At 62.9% G+C, this 14,492-nt stretch carries 15 protein-coding genes and 1 riboswitch; of the genes, 6 read left to right on the forward strand and 9 right to left on the reverse strand.

Features of this window, described 5'->3' with window-relative positions:
• Window positions 1-454 precede the first annotated feature (454 nt).
• Both metW and M6D32_RS15685 read right to left on the reverse strand, forming a co-directional pair.
• The gene (gene metW, locus M6D32_RS15680) at window positions 455-1,126 is read right to left on the reverse strand and encodes a methionine biosynthesis protein MetW (RefSeq protein WP_298257755.1); all 672 of its coding nucleotides are present in this window, start codon (window positions 1,124-1,126) and stop codon (window positions 455-457) included.
• Window positions 1,123-2,325, reverse strand: a complete 1,203-nt coding sequence (locus tag M6D32_RS15685) for a homoserine O-acetyltransferase (RefSeq protein WP_298257757.1) — start codon at window positions 2,323-2,325, stop codon at window positions 1,123-1,125. Before M6D32_RS15685 ends, metW begins: the two co-directional genes overlap by 4 nt.
• An 88-nt stretch (window positions 2,326-2,413) precedes the next feature.
• Window positions 2,414-2,493, reverse strand: a riboswitch (SAM riboswitch).
• Window positions 2,494-2,673: 180 nt separating this feature from the next.
• Between M6D32_RS15685 and M6D32_RS15690 the strand changes: the two genes are divergently transcribed.
• The 3 genes from M6D32_RS15690 to M6D32_RS15700 are packed head-to-tail and all read left to right on the forward strand — an operon-like array spanning window position 2,674 to window position 5,582.
• On the forward strand, window positions 2,674-3,522 hold the full coding sequence (locus M6D32_RS15690; protein ID WP_298257759.1) for a chorismate mutase: 849 nt from the start codon (window positions 2,674-2,676) through the stop codon (window positions 3,520-3,522).
• A gap of 27 nt (window positions 3,523-3,549) precedes the next feature.
• The gene (gene hisC, locus M6D32_RS15695; RefSeq protein ID WP_298257761.1) at window positions 3,550-4,647 is read left to right on the forward strand and encodes a histidinol-phosphate transaminase; all 1,098 of its coding nucleotides are present in this window, start codon (window positions 3,550-3,552) and stop codon (window positions 4,645-4,647) included.
• On the forward strand, window positions 4,644-5,582 hold the full coding sequence (locus tag M6D32_RS15700; protein WP_298257763.1) for a prephenate/arogenate dehydrogenase family protein: 939 nt from the start codon (window positions 4,644-4,646) through the stop codon (window positions 5,580-5,582). The genes hisC and M6D32_RS15700 overlap by 4 nt, the downstream gene beginning before the upstream one ends.
• A gap of 34 nt (window positions 5,583-5,616) precedes the next feature.
• Here the strand turns inward: M6D32_RS15700 and M6D32_RS15705 are convergent, their stop codons facing one another.
• Window positions 5,617-6,816 (reverse strand): DUF2125 domain-containing protein, encoded by a 1,200-nt coding sequence (locus M6D32_RS15705; protein WP_298257765.1) that lies wholly within the window; start codon window positions 6,814-6,816, stop codon window positions 5,617-5,619.
• Between the two features lie 109 nt (window positions 6,817-6,925).
• On the opposite strand from M6D32_RS15705, the gene M6D32_RS15710 reads away from it, so the two are divergent.
• The gene (locus M6D32_RS15710) at window positions 6,926-7,498 is read left to right on the forward strand and encodes a gamma-glutamylcyclotransferase (protein WP_298257767.1); all 573 of its coding nucleotides are present in this window, start codon (window positions 6,926-6,928) and stop codon (window positions 7,496-7,498) included.
• A gap of 2 nt (window positions 7,499-7,500) precedes the next feature.
• On the opposite strand, the gene M6D32_RS15715 is transcribed toward M6D32_RS15710, so the two are convergent.
• The 5 genes from M6D32_RS15715 to ftsE all read right to left on the reverse strand — a co-directional run bounded on the left by M6D32_RS15715 (window position 7,501) and on the right by ftsE (window position 11,524).
• The gene (locus M6D32_RS15715; RefSeq protein WP_298257769.1) at window positions 7,501-8,259 is read right to left on the reverse strand and encodes a lysophospholipid acyltransferase family protein; all 759 of its coding nucleotides are present in this window, start codon (window positions 8,257-8,259) and stop codon (window positions 7,501-7,503) included.
• Window positions 8,260-8,271: 12 nt separating this feature from the next.
• Window positions 8,272-8,985 carry a YdcF family protein gene (locus M6D32_RS15720; RefSeq protein WP_298257771.1) on the reverse strand — a complete coding sequence of 238 codons (714 nt, stop codon included), beginning with the start codon at window positions 8,983-8,985 and terminating at the stop codon, window positions 8,272-8,274.
• A 297-nt stretch (window positions 8,986-9,282) separates the two neighbouring features.
• Window positions 9,283-9,714, reverse strand: coding sequence for an IS200/IS605 family transposase (gene tnpA / locus M6D32_RS15725; protein ID WP_298257773.1), 432 nt, complete (start codon window positions 9,712-9,714; stop codon window positions 9,283-9,285).
• Between the two features lie 186 nt (window positions 9,715-9,900).
• Window positions 9,901-10,872 (reverse strand): ABC transporter permease, encoded by a 972-nt coding sequence (locus tag M6D32_RS15730; protein WP_298257775.1) that lies wholly within the window; start codon window positions 10,870-10,872, stop codon window positions 9,901-9,903.
• Window positions 10,865-11,524, reverse strand: coding sequence for a cell division ATP-binding protein FtsE (gene ftsE, locus M6D32_RS15735; protein ID WP_298257778.1), 660 nt, complete (start codon window positions 11,522-11,524; stop codon window positions 10,865-10,867). Before ftsE ends, M6D32_RS15730 begins: the two co-directional genes overlap by 8 nt.
• Before the next feature lie 233 nt (window positions 11,525-11,757).
• Here ftsE and M6D32_RS15740 point away from each other — a divergent pair, with 233 nt between their 5' ends.
• Window positions 11,758-12,606, forward strand: coding sequence for an MJ0042-type zinc finger domain-containing protein (locus M6D32_RS15740; RefSeq protein WP_298257780.1), 849 nt, complete (start codon window positions 11,758-11,760; stop codon window positions 12,604-12,606).
• 38 nt (window positions 12,607-12,644) lie between these two features.
• A complete protein-coding gene (locus tag M6D32_RS15745) occupies window positions 12,645-13,022 on the forward strand; it encodes a response regulator (RefSeq protein ID WP_298257782.1) in 378 nt (125 codons plus the stop codon).
• A 141-nt stretch (window positions 13,023-13,163) separates the two neighbouring features.
• Here M6D32_RS15745 and M6D32_RS15750 read toward each other — a convergent pair.
• Window positions 13,164-14,492 (reverse strand): TIGR02302 family protein (locus M6D32_RS15750; RefSeq protein WP_298257784.1); only part of this gene is annotated, 1,329 nt, incomplete at its 5' end.

Raw genomic sequence — 14,492 nt, forward strand, 5'->3', positions numbered from 1 at the left:
ACGACCTCGGTGCCGACCACTTCCATCGCCACAGCAGCAGCACTCGAACCAAACGTCTGGTTCGCAGCCTCGAACATCTCGGATATACCGTCGACATCAGACCGATCGCCGCCTGACTGCCCAGTTTCGTATTAGGAGCGCGGCGACGCCGCGCGTCTCGAACCACGAGGCCCGCATGTCGAGGCTGTTTGACAAGTGAATCAGAAGCAGCGGGCGGGCGCGGTTCGCCGGGACGACTTAGTGAGCCAAACATCGTCACATCAAGGACTGCGGGTCCGGCGCAGTCGTGAGGCTCAACCGCTGGGGCGTACGCGATCCGAGGTCGGTTTTGGCGGGATGTCATTCCGGGATGGTCCGAAGGACCAGACCCGGAATCTCGAGATTCTCTGATGTGCAAATGCACATCATAGTTCGCTTGCAAAGATGCTCGCGCCCCGGAATGACGCCTGCGGCGTCACTTCGCCTTCCCCGCTCTGCTCAGGAGAAACACGCCCTGTTCGCCGAACATGTTCCAGAACCACCAGGGCGCACTCAGCCGCAGCGGCCGGCCGTACAGATCGAGCGCGACCGCACGCTCCATCTTGACCGAGATCTCGTCGCAAAGCTGCACGAAATCCTTGATGGTGCAGAAATGGATGTTGGGCGTGTCGTACCAGGTCGCCGGCAGGTTCTCTGTGCGCGGCATATGTCCGCCGACCAGAAGCTGCAGGCGCATCCGCCAGAAGCCGAAGTTCGGAAACGACACGATGGCGCGGCTACCGATCCGCAGGAGATTTTCCAGCACCGCCTTGGGCTGCCGCGTCGCCTGCAGGGTCTGCGACAGGATCACATAATCGAAGGCATCGTCAGGGTAATTGCCGAGGTCGGTGTCGGCGTCGCCTTGCACCACCGCCAGCCCCTTGGCGACGCAACGGTTGACGCCCTCGCGCGACAGCTCGATGCCGCGGCCGTCGATGCCGCGGCTCTCCAGCAACTGCAACAGATCGCCATCGCCGCAACCGACGTCGAGCACCTTCGAGCCGGGCGCGACCATTCCAGCGACCAGGAGGTAGTCACCACGATGGGTTGCGCTGCCGTCGTGCTTGGCCGCCGGGCTCAGCGGCAGGGCCTGCTGCTGCAACGTCATGCGCCGTCTCCCGAAAGCCCGCGCGCTTTCGCTGCCGATTGCAGGAACGCCCGCGAGATGTCGAAGAACTCCGGCACGTCGAGCAGGAAGGCGTCATGCCCGCGGTCGGTTTCGATTTCGGCAAACGAGACCCGGGCGCTGGACGCGTTGAGTGCGTGCACCAGCGCACGCGACTCCGAGGTTGGAAACAGCCAGTCGCTGGTGAACGACACCACGCAGAAGCGGGTCTTGATGCCGCGAAAGGCACGCGCGAGGACGCCTTCGTGATCGGCGGCAATGTCGAAGTAATCCATCGCTCGCGTCAGATAGAGGTAGCTGTTGGCATCGAACCGCTCGACAAACGACGAACCCTGATAACGCAGATAGCTTTCGACCTGGAAGTCGGCGTCAAACGAGAATGTCGGCAATTCGCGATCCTGCATCCGCCGGCCGAACTTGCGGTGTAGAGCGGCGTCCGACAGATAGGTGATGTGCGCGGCCATGCGCGCAACACCGAGGCCGCGATGTGGGTGGGTGCCGTTTTCGAAATAGCGGCCGTTTTTCCATTCGGGATCGGCCATCACCGCCTGGCGGCCGAGTTCGTGGAAGGCGATGTTCTGCGCCGAATGCCGCGTCGAGCATGCGATCGCCAGCGTCGAGAAAACGCGCTCCGGAAAGGCCGCCGTCCATTGCAGTGCCTGCATGCCGCCCATCGAGCCGCCGACCACGGAGAACAGCGTCTCGATGCCCAAGCGATCGAGCAGCATCGCCTGCGCCCGCACCATGTCGGGAATGGTAACGATCGGAAAATCGAGCCCCCATGGCTTGCCGGTCGCGGGATTGGTCGAGGCCGGCCCCGTCGAGCCCATGCAGCCGCCGATCACGTTCGAAGAGATGATGAAGTAGCGGTCCGTATCGAGCGGGCGGCCGGGACCGACCATGGTTTCCCACCAGCCGGGCTTGCCGGTCACGGGATGCATGTTGAAGACGTGCTGATCGCCGGTCAGCGCATGGCAAACCAGAATGGCGTTGGAGCGCTCGGCGTTGAGTTCGCCATAGGTCTGATAGGCGATCTGAAACGGCACGAGATCGATGCCGCAATCGAGCCGCAGCGGCTGGTCGGCGCCAAACTGCGCAACCCTGGAGCTCGGATGGTCGGCCTCCTGCGACCGCTCATCGGCGTGGATCGCGGGGCTTGGTATGGACTGCACTTTTACCATCGTAAACCGATCCCTCGGGCCGGTTCTTTCGAAACCGCCCGGAAATCAGGCCATAAAAAATCCGGCCTGAACGAAAGTTCGGCCGGGATCATCTTGGTCCCCGGCCTGTTTAGCGAGTTGTTTAACGTGGCTGCAAGCCGGCCGGCTCAAATGACCACGGAACGACATAAAATTAGTCTCTTGGCCCCTCATCGTCAAGGCAAGGCCATGGTTAATCGGCAGGTCGGCCCTGCATGGCGAGACGCGCCCTTGCGCCGTCTCGAACCATGAGGGAGAACGAGCCTGCATCCTTCGAGACGCGCTTTCGCGCTCCTCAGGATAAGGAGCGATATTCGTCAGGTTTTCCAGATGTCCAAGCCACCGCCCTCACCGCCATCGCTCGCCGAACTGCGCCAGGAGATCGACTCGATCGATTCCCAGGTACACAGCCTGTTGATGCAGCGCGGCGACATCATCGATCGCCTGATCCGGGTGAAGAAGACCCAGGAAGTGGGATCCGCATTCCGGCCGGCGCGCGAGGCCGATATGATGCGGCGCCTGGTGCAGCGTCATCGCGGCATCCTGCCGCTCGACACCGTCGAGAGCATCTGGCGCGTCATCATCTCGACCTTCACTTATGTGCAGGCGCCGTTCTCGGTGCATGCCGACATTTCGGTGAGCGAACCCGCGATGCGGGACTCCGCGCGGTTTCATTTCGGCTTCACGGTGCCCTACGTCTCGCATTTCAATGCGCCGGCGGCGGTCGAGGCGGTCGCTAAATCCAAGGGCGACCTGGCGCTGGTGTCGGCAACCTCCAGCCGCACGCCATGGTGGGTCGCGCTCGAACCGAACGAGGCGCCGAAGATCATCGCGCGGCTGCCTTTCGTCGAACGCGCCGACCATCCGGCGGCGCTGCCGGTGTTTGTGGTGTCGCGCGTCGCCGACAGCGCCATGGTGACGGAGGTCGAGACGTGGAGCGTGCGCGTCTCCGGCTGGAATGCTGAAATCGCCCGCGCGCTGTCGCCTTTGGCTGAGATCGTCACGGTACCGGACACGGCCTTCGACGGCGCGGCGCTTCTGGTGTCGGTCACAGCCGGCCATCTTGAAAAGATCAAGTCGGCCCTGATCGCGGCCGGCGCCTCGGTGCGCTCATCGGCCCTCGTCGGCAGCCACGCAACGCGCTATACGGTACCCCCTAACGGGGCCGCGAAGAAATAAAGCCGTCCCGTCATTCCGGAGCCAAAGATGTCCCGCCCCGTGCCGAATCCCGGCATTCTCGATATTGCGCCCTATACGCCCGGCAAGAGCCCGATAGCCGAGCCGGGTCGCAAGGTGTTCAAGCTGTCGGCCAATGAGACGCCGTTCGGTCCCTCGCCGAAGGCGATCGAAGCCTACAAGAACGCCGCGGCGCATCTCGAGGACTATCCGGAAGGCACGTCGCGCATTCTGCGCGAGGCAATCGGGCGTACCTTCGGGCTCGATCCCGACCGTATCATCTGCGGCGCGGGGTCGGACGAAGTCCTCAACCTGCTGGCGCACACTTATCTCGACCAGGGCGACGAGGCGATTTCCACGACTCACGGATTCCTGGTCTATCCGATCGCAACCATGGCGAACGGCGCCATCAACGTGGTCGCGCCGGAGAGCGAATTCACGGCCAATGTCGATGCGATCCTCAAGCTCGTCACGCCGCGCACCAAGCTCGTCTGGCTCGCCAACCCCAACAACCCGACCGGCACCTATCTGCCGTTCGATGAGGTGAAGCGGTTGCGCGCCGGATTGCCGTCGCATGTGCTCCTGGTGCTGGACGCGGCCTATGCCGACTACGTGTCGCGCAACGATTACGAGATGGGCATCGAACTGGTGGCGACCACGGAAAATACCGTGATGACCCACACGTTCTCGAAGATTCACGGTCTTGCGGCCCTTCGCATCGGCTGGATGTTCGGCCCTGCCCACATCATCGACGCTTGCAACCGCATCCGTGGCCCGTTCAACGTATCGACGCCGGCGATGCTAGCGGCAATCGCGGCGATCGAAGACACCGCGCACCAGGAGATGTCGAGGATCCACACCGAGAAGTGGCGGAGCTGGCTCGCGGATGAACTGACGAAACTCGGCCTCAAGGTAACTCCGAGCGTCGCCAATTTCGTGCTGATCCACTTCCCGCCCGACAAGGGCAAGACGGCGGCGGATGCGGATGCGTTTCTCACCAAGCGCGGCCTGGTGCTGCGGGGGTTGAAAAACTACAAGCTGCCGGATGCCTTGAGGCTGACGATCGGCACCGAGGAAGCGAACCGGCTCGTCGTCCGGGGCCTCACTGATTTCATGGGTTCGAAGTGAGCAGGCCAGCACATTTCGATCGCATCGCGCTGATCGGGTTCGGGCTGATCGGCGGCTCGATCGCGCGCGCCGCGCGCCAGCAAGGGCTGGCAAAGGAAATCGTCACCACCGCGCGCTCGGCGAAAACGCGCGAGCGCGTGATGGAGCTCGGCGTCGTCGATCGCGTCGTTGAAACCAATGTGGAGGCGGTTCAAGGCGCCGACCTTGTGATCCTCTGCATCCCCGTCGGCGCCTGCGGTCCGGTCGCGGCGGAAATCGCGGATCATCTCAAGCCGGGCGTCATCATCTCCGATGTCGGCTCGGTCAAGGCTTCGGTGGTCAAGGACATGGCGCCGCATCTGCCTGTGAGCGCCCATTTCGTGCCGGCGCATCCGGTCGCCGGCACCGAGAATTCCGGCCCCGATTCAGGGTTTGCTGAACTCTTCATCAACCGCTGGTGTATTCTCACCCCTCCCGAGGGCACCGACGCGAAAGCGACCGAAAAGCTGCGCGCGTTCTGGACCGCACTCGGCGCCAAGGTCGAAGTGATGACGCCCGAGCATCATGACCTCGTGCTCGCAATCACAAGCCACCTGCCGCATCTGATTGCCTACACGATCGTCGGCACCGCCGACGAGCTGGCGCAGGTGACGTCGTCCGAAGTGATCAAATTCTCCGCCGGCGGTTTTCGGGATTTCACCCGCATTGCGGCTTCCGATCCGACCATGTGGCGCGACGTGTTTCTCGCCAACAAGGACGCCGTTCTGGAAATGCTCGGCACCTTCAACGAGGACCTCTCGAAGCTCACCCGTGCGATCCGGCGCGGCGATGGCGAAGCCTTGTTCGAGCACTTTACGCGCACCCGCGCGATCCGGCGCGGCATCGTCGAGACCGGACAGGATTCGGCGGCGGCCGACTTCGGCCGCCCGCATGAGCAACTGGCAAAGAAATCTTGACCTCATTGCCAGACTTGATCCAGCAATCCAACGTTCAGAACAGCGGCGGGACCTGGCCTACTTTCAGCGGACCGAGATAGACATCGCCATCGGCAAAACGCAGCGGGAAGGTGCGCGCCCGCTTGCCTTCCAGTGTCGCCTCCTTGCCAAGCGCATTGATGCCGGCGGCGACGCCGACGTTGGCGTTCTGCTTCACCACCTTGCCGAGGCCGGGGATGGCCCTGTCGAGCGCCCCGAGCAGATTGGTGACATCCTGCGACTTGACGCCCGGCGCGACCCGATCAAGCGTCGCCTGCGGCACGCCCTGTTCGAGCATTTTCTCGATGCCGAGCGCGGGAATGACCTTCTCGATGCCGGCGACCGTCATTTGCAGCTCGCCGTCGATACGCCCCTGCGCATCGAGCTCGAGCGTCCCCGCGGCGACCGCGATCAGGTCGTCCTGCTGAATGCGCGACTGGACGATCTCGACGTGGCCGCCATTGGCCTGAAGCTCGCGAAGCCGCTGCGGCCACGGTTTTGGCGCCAGATCCTTCAGGCCGCTCAGTTTTGCGTGGATATCGGCGGCGAACGGCCGGGCCAGCAGCGGATGGACGTCCTGCACGCTGCCTGCCTGGATCTCCAGCACGGTTTCGATGACAGGATTCTTGGGCGTAGAGCCTTCGGCCATTCGGCCGTGCAATTCGACATGCTTGGCGCGCGCCACCGGCACCTGCACCGAGCTGCTGTTGACGCGGTCGACCGTGACGTCATCGAACACGATCGAGGCGCGCTGCGGGATGGCCGGCAATCCGACCACGCTCGAGCGCGCCGTGCTCCAGTTCACCTGCATCGCCGGGGTATTTTGCGATTCGGAAATCGTCGCGGGCGCATGGAATTCCGCGATCAGCAACTTCGGATCGTAGACCTGTGCGACCGCAAGGATTTGGCCAAGATTGATGGTCACCGGCTGGGCCGCGCCTGCTGTCTGCGATGTCAGGGTGACGCGCGCACCATCGCATCGCACCTCGAGCCGGAACGGATAACCGCCGATCGACTGCTTGGCACAGTCATAGCTGCGGCCCGACTTGGCCTCCTGGGTACGCCAGGCATCCGCCTTCACCTTGGCTTGCGAGACGGCGTAGAACCAGAACGCGCTCCATGCCGCAGCGGCAATCAGGAGCAGGATCGGCATCAGGAAAAGCAGCCACCGCGAGCGGCGGCGGCGGGCGTCGGGAGCAAGGGTCATGGTAGCCATAGACGGACCATTGGCCGTCAATTTTGTCAAATGTAAGCGGCCACCCGCGGGCCTTTAAGAACCGGATTTCCCTTCGTTTCCTAGGGATGTTCTGGTAGCGATCTATTGAATGTCCGACCAAGAACTTTCCAAACGTTCCCGCGAAGATTTCTGGGTGTTCGGCTATGGCTCGCTGATGTGGCGGCCGGGATTCGAATTTCTCGAGCAGGCGCCGGCGCGGCTGATCGGCGAGCACCGCGGCCTGTGCGTCTATTCATTCGATCATCGCGGAACCCCGGAAAAGCCCGGACTGGTGCTGGGCCTCGACCGCGGCGGCGCTTGCCGCGGCATTGCATTTCGCGTGGCAGCGAGGCGGCGCGAGGAGGTCATCGGGTACTTGCGCGGCCGCGAACAAACCACCCGTGTCTATCGCGAGGTGATGCGTTCGGTCTGGCTGGAAAATGAGCCTCGCCAGCGGGTCGCGGCGCTCGCCTATGTCGTCGACCGCGGCCATGTTCAATATGCCGGACGGCTCTCGCTGCAGGACCAGTTACGTTACGTGCGCCAGGGCCACGGCCGCTCAGGCAACAACCGCGACTATGTACTTGAGACGGTAAGATCGATCGAGGCGCAGGGCTTTCGCGATGCGCAGCTGCATCAACTCGCAGCGATGCTTCATGATGAAGCGCCAGCCCTCCGCTAGATCTACGATTTTTTTGCACGGTCAAACAATTGCGCCTGCTCCTGCTGCCCGGCCTCGACCAACCGCCGGGTCGCCTCCTCGATGACGGCCGAAATTCGCTTCAGGAATTCGTCACGTGGAAGACCCGGTGGCAGAAGGTCGAGAAATTCGACCACCAACGTGCCCGGATAACGCATGAAGGTTCGGCGCGGCCAGAACAATCCTGAATTGAGCGCAATCGGCAGACAGTTCGTGCGGCAACTCGCATAAAGTTGCGCAACGCCAGGCTTATAGTCGGGCGGAGCACCGGGCGGCCGGCGCGTACCCTCAGGGAAAATGATCAGCTGACGGCCATTTCGTACTTCCTCACTCGCCTGCCGCACCATCTTCAAAAGCGCGCGGCCGCCGGCGCTGCGGTCAACGGAAATCATGCCAGCCTTGATCAGATACCAGCCAAAAAACGGAATCCGCGTCAGTTCGCGCTTGAGGATATAAAGCGGCTGCTCCAGCACCTGCAGCAATGCGAAGGTCTCCCACATCGACTGATGTTTGGAAGCAACGACCAGCGCGCCTTTCGGGATTTTATCGAGGCCGCGAAACTCCACCCTCACGTTGCAGATGACGCGCAACAACCAGGTACTCTGGCGCGACCAAAGCCGGGCCACCGCCATGATCGCCGACTTCCGCATCACGAAGGTTGGGATCGCGACAATAAGCCAGAAGATCAGAAGGCAGTAGAACAGCACATTGTAGACCAACGAGCGCAGGAAAATGGAAGTCATCGTTGATACCGGCTAATTCGCTTGCGCGGTCGCCGGCTGGCGCGGCGCGGCGCGCGGCGGCGACTCATTGGCCTCGCGCGTCATGTCGAGACCGATATCCGCCAAACGCACCCGCACCTCGGCAGCGACGTATTTGACATACTCCGATAGCACCAGGCGCAGCGTCCCGCCATTGCTCCACCAGGGTTCCTCGCGCCACTTGTCGCCGACCACGGCGAACGGAATAAGCGTGATATCGGGCATCGCATGCGACAATTCGACGATCGCCCGCGGCATATGGTAGTTCGACGTCACCACGATCAGCGATTTGAAACCCTTCTCATGCACCCAACGCCGCGTCTCGGCCGCGTTGCTGCGGGTGTTGACCGCCGAACGGTCGAGATCGACGCAGCAATTCAGCAGGGACTGGTTGTCCGGCAGCGAGCGCGAGATGTCGCTGGCACCGTTCGACGGATGCACGCCGGAAATCAGGAGCCGCCGGCCATAGCCGCCCGCGAGCAATTCCACCGCGTCGGAAACGCGAGACGCCCCGCCGGTGAGAACGACGATGCCGTCCGCGTGGCGCGACGGCTTGGTCTCCGTGCCGCGCAATTGGGCAAGGAATCCGACGAAGCCAGCCGTGGCCGCAACAAATGCAACGGCAAGCGCGCCGACGATAATTCTCCCCCGCCTCTTCCGTGGCGCGGAAGTCAGCGCGTCGGATCGATCGGTCAACGGCCGGTTCATGATTTCCAAGCGACCCCTCGTCAGCCCTAGTGTCCACTTTCCGAAGTTCGTGCTACATCTCAGCACGCACTGTTCACGAACTTCGGAAAGTCATGGGCACTAGAAACGCTATAATTCTAGTGCCGCTTTCCCATTTGAAGTTCCTGAACGGAATTTGCCGCCAGCGATGCAGGAACTTCAAATGGACGGCAGTAAATATCCCCCGGCAAAGCCGGGGGCTTTAGTAATTGGGCCGCTCAAAGCGGCCTGTGGGGCGCTAACGTGCCCCAAAGTTTATGGGGCCACCTGAAGGTGGCCTTAGCGCCATAAATTCAATTGCTCGAGCCGAAAGTCCTCGGCCTCCTGCTTCTTGATGTATTCCCTTATCACCTCTTCGTCTCGCCCTACGGTCGAGACGAAGTACCCTCTGGCCCAGAAGTGCTGGCCTGTAAAGCTGCGCTTCCGTTCGCTATAGACCCGAGCCAGATGGATGGCGCTCTTGCCCTTGATGTATCCGACCACCTGGGAAACCGCGTATTTTGGTGGGATCGAAAGCATCATATGGACATGATCGGACATCAGATGCCCTTCTTCCACCCTGCTCTGTTTTTGCATCGCCAATCTACGGAAAACATCCCCAAGGTGCTGCCGCAACTCGCCGTAAAGCACCTTCCTGCGGTACTTGGGAATGAACACCACATGGTATTTGCACTCCCATTTGCTGTGACTTAGGCTGTCGAAATCGTCCATCGCGAAACTCCTTGTCGTGTGCGTGGTGGCTCACGAGTCGGGAGTTTCGGCGATGGACGACTTCCGGAAATGTCAAACTTTTGCTGCCTCCCCGGCAGAGCCGGGGGGCCTCTCTTAGTAGGCTAGTCTACGGCATGATCCGGATAAACGGGAACCGGTTTTCGTCTCCCGGCGCGGGTCCGACGCTTATTCGATGTCATTGAGTGTCGCAAATAACGTCCGCCGCGAGGCCCAGGCGGTGATCGCCGCGATTGCCACGGCTTGTACCGCCAGCGCCAGATACCCTGAGGGGCGTAGCGAAAACGTTCCGAGCAGCGCGGCGAATTGATCCCCGACCGGGGTGCCCGAGAACCAGTTCGCAATCGATTCCGAGAAGCCGAACACGAGCATGGCGATGCCCCCGCCGATGACGCCGCCTTCGAGGCCGAGCCTGAGAAAATGCCGCAGGAAGCGGTTGGCGATGTAGCGGTCGCCTGCGCCGACGAAATGCAGCACTTCAACGATGGGCCGGTTTGCGGCCATCGCACCGCGGGTGGCGAATGAGACCGAGATGATCGTGGCGACGATCACCAGCGCCAGAATGCCAAGGCCGGCCACCACGGTAGCGCCGCTCATCGAACGCATCCGCTCGATCCAGGCCCGGTGGTCGTCGACGCTCGCGGTCGGCCCGGCCTGCGTCACCCGGCGGCGCAGCGCTTCGAGGTCGACCGCCGAACCCGGCTGCACGCGGGCGACAAGCACCCGCGGTACCGGCAACTCGTCGAGCGAAAGCCCGCTGCCAAGCCATGGCTCCAACAATTTGGCTGATTCTTCGCGCGTGAACTGCCTGACGTCGACAATGCCGGACTGTGCCCGCACCGCATCCGCCACGGCCGCCGAGTCGCGGTCGAGGTCACGGCCGGGGCTGGGGCGAACCTGAATCGTGATTTCGCTGGCGACGTCGGACTGCCATTCGGCCGCGGACGCGCTCACCAGCAGCACCGTGCCGGTGGTGATCGAAGCCAGGAAGGTCATGATGGCAACGACCGCCACCAGCGCGCTGCCGGAAATCGAGCCGCGCGGCACGATCGGCGACATGATGCGCGCACGCGCCGGAACCTGCGGACGCTCGGTTCCGAGGTCGACCAGCGGTCCAAGCTCGTGATCGGTTCTACTCATAGATATGCAACCGCCCCTGATGCAGCACCAGCCGCCTGGCATCGTACTGGTCCATCAAGGTCATATCATGGGTCGCGATCACGACCGCAGTCCCGGACTTGTTCAATTCGATAAAGAGCCGCAACAGGCGGCGGCCGAGCGTTGGATCGACGTTGCCGGTCGGCTCGTCCGCCAGCAGCAATTGCGGCCGCGAAATGACCGCGCGCGCAATCGCCGCCCGCTGCTTTTCACCGCCGGATAAAATGGGCGGCAGAGCGTCCATGCGCTCGCCAAGGCCGACCCATTTCAGGAGGTCGATCACTTCCTTGCGATAGCTCGACTCTGCCCGCCCCATCACGCGGAACGGCAACGCGACGTTTTCATACGTCGTCATGTGATCCAGCAGGCGGAAATCCTGCAACACGATTCCGATTCGCTTGCGCAGGTCCGCGATCTGATCCTTGCTGAGCAGCGAGACGTCATTGCCGAACAGGTTGACCAGCCCGCGGGTCGGCCGCAGCGACAGGAACAACAGCTTCAGCAGCGAGGTCTTTCCGGCGCCCGAAGGGCCGGTGAGGAACTGGAAGGAATGCGCGGGAATCAGGAAACTGAGGTCGCGCAAAATCTCCGGGCCGAGCCCGTAGCGCAATCCGACATTTTCGAACCGAACCAAGTTCAGCTCCGTTCGGTCAAGGGCGCGGCCGGAAGCCTCAAAGCCGTCAGCCCGGCTTCGCCTGCAACGACGAACCGGAATAACAAGATTTTTGCGTCGCTTATGGTTTCCGATTCGTTAACGGTCGCCTTGTAGCATCCTCTCGCCCCGCTTCCGAAGCCCCGCCGGCCACGGCGATCAGGCTGCGGCAACCACCTCGGAAACGCGGCACCGGTCCTTGCGGAGAGCGGCCCATGATCGTTTGTCCTCATTGTTCAACATCCTATGGCATTGATCCGGCAAAGCTCGGGGGGGCCGGCCGCACCGTGCGTTGTTCCCGATGCAAGGAAACCTGGCTGGCCCGGGCCGAGGATGCGGTCGAATACGCGCATCAGGAAGCGGCGGCCGCAGCAGTAGACCAACACAACGAACAGGATGCCGCCGCCGAATGGGATGCGATGGCTCGCGAGCAAGACGATGTCCCCCAAGATACCCCGCAGGTCGAAAGCCCCTCCATTGCCGGCGATTGGCAGGGTTCGGCCGAATGGCAGGCCGAATCGAGAAACGATCAGCACGACGCCGAGGCGCGATCCGGACGGTTCCCCTGGCTGGGCAGGTTCATGAAGCCCGGCGGCGTCCGTGGCGCGCCTCGTCGCAAGGCGCCCTTCAACCTTGCCACGGCCTGCGTTGCGATGGCGGCCATGGTGCTGGCGATCGTGATCTGGCGCGCAGAAATGGTGCGGCTGCTGCCGCAAACGGCTGCGTTCTACAAATTAGTCGGCCTCGACGTCAATTTGCGCGGGCTGCGGTTCCAGGACGTCAAGGTGACGACCGAGACCGTGGAAGGCACCTCGATGCTGGTGATCGAGGGCGCCATCGCGGACGAGTCGAGCAAGCCGGTCGAACTGCCGCGGCTGCGCTTCAGCATACGCGACGCCGCAGGGACCGAGATTTACGCCTGGAATGCGGTGCTGGAACAATCGTTCCTGAAGCCCGGCGAGAAGGCCGCGTTCAAGTCACGGCTTGCCTCGCCCCCGCCCGGCGGACGCAACGTCGAAGTCCGCTTCTTCAACAAGCGGGACCTGACCGGCGGCCGCGCATAAACAAGCCGCGAGATCGCAATCGTAAATCCGGTGCCCTGATGTCCAGCATTCTGATCGTCGACGATGAGGAATCGATGCGCCTTTTGGTCGCGCGCGCGATCGCGATGGACGGTCACGACATCACGACGGCTTCGGACGGTGCCGAGGCGCTTGAAATCCTGGGCCGGACGGACACCCCCTTTGAGCTGATGTTGACCGACATCCAGATGCCGGTGATGGACGGGATCGCGCTCGCGCTCGCAGCGGCACGCGATTTTCCGAACGTGACGATCTTGCTGATGACAGGCTACGCCGAACAGCGCGAACGCGCCTCGGGGCTCAGCGCCATCGCGCATGACGTCATCAGCAAACCGTTTTCGGTGGCCGATATCCGTACCGCGGTTGCCGATGCGCTGGCGTCGCGCAAGGTGAGTTAGCGATAGGTGTGCCTACCTCTGTGGTCATACCCCGCGCAGGCGGGGTATCCAGTACACCGCGGCGTCTCGATCTAAGCAGAAACGCTGGAATACTGGATCGCCCGCCTTCGCGGGCGAGGACGACTTAGTGGACGGGCGAGTTCAATAATCCTTCAGCAGCCGATCGATATAATCGAGTTCGGTCTGGGGACGATTTGCGTCGGCAGCGCGCCGACGAAGCTCTTCGAGGATCCGGCGCACCCGCTGCACGTCGATCTCGCCGGGAATCTTCACCGTCAGATCGTCGCCGTAATCCTTGCCATGCAAGGGCCTGCCGAGAGGATCGCTTTGCTGGCCATTGCCCTGCTGGCGGCCGACCCGGTTGCCGGGACCATTGCCCTGGCCTTCACCGTCTTGCTGCTGCATGGCGTCGGCGAGGTTCTGCGCCCCCTTGCGTAACGCATCCAGCGCCTTGCCTTGGGCATCGACGGCGCCGTCGGCGTTACCATCGCCGAGCTTTCCGCCGGCATCGCCCATCGCATTGTCGGCCGTACCGAGATTGTCGCCGTCCTCGCCGGCCTGCGGATCGCCATCCTGTCCGGGTTGCTGGCCCTGCTGACCTTGCTCGCCGCGCTGGTTGGGTCCCATGCCACGCTTGGCCAGTTCTTGCTGCAGTTTCTTCAGCCGGTCGCGCAGACCCTGCTGATCCTGCTGGAGATCGTTCATGGACTGATCGCCCTGCTGGCCGTGCTGGCGGTTGCGGCGCGAATCCTGGCCCTGCTTGAACGTCTTGTCGCGCAACTGCTGCTGCTTGCGGATCATGTCGCCGAGTTCGTTCAGCGCCTGCTCCATGTCGTTGTCGCCGGGCTGGCCGGGCTGGGCGAGTTGCAGTCCTTCCAGCATCTGCTCCAGCTGGTCGAGCAATTGCCGCGCCGCGTCCTTGTCGCCGGAACGCGACAGCCGCTCCAGGCGGTCGATCATGCTATCGAGATCCTGCTGGCGCATGACCTTGGCCCTGGGGTCGAGCGGCCGCGCCAGGGCCTGCGGATTGTTGCGAAGCTGTTCGGCGAGCTGACGCACGAAATTGTCCAGCGCCGCGCGCAGGTCCTGGGTGAGCTTCTTGATCTCTTCGTCGCTGGCGCCTCGTTCCAGCGCCTGCTTGAGCGCGTCCTGCGCCGCGCGAAGCGCCTTGTCGACGTCGGTGATGTCGCCGTCCTCAATGGTCACCGCAAGCGCCCACAGGCTGGCGACTGCCCCGCGCAACGCATCGTCGGAATGCGCCTGATCGAGCTCCCGCGTCACGCTGCGCAGGCCGAGATATTGGCCGACTTCCGGCATGAAGAGCTCCGGCGCGATCAAGAGCGCCTCCAGCGCGTTGAGGACTTGAGGACGCTGATTGGCGTCGAGCGCGAGACTGCGGCGCTGCTCGATCAGCGCGCGCGCCAGGGGCTTGGTGAACAGTCGCTCCGGCAGCCGCATGTTGAAAGGCTC

Origin of the sequence: Bradyrhizobium sp., from assembly GCF_027307225.1 — a bacterium.
Taxonomy (GTDB): domain Bacteria; phylum Pseudomonadota; class Alphaproteobacteria; order Rhizobiales; family Xanthobacteraceae; genus Bradyrhizobium.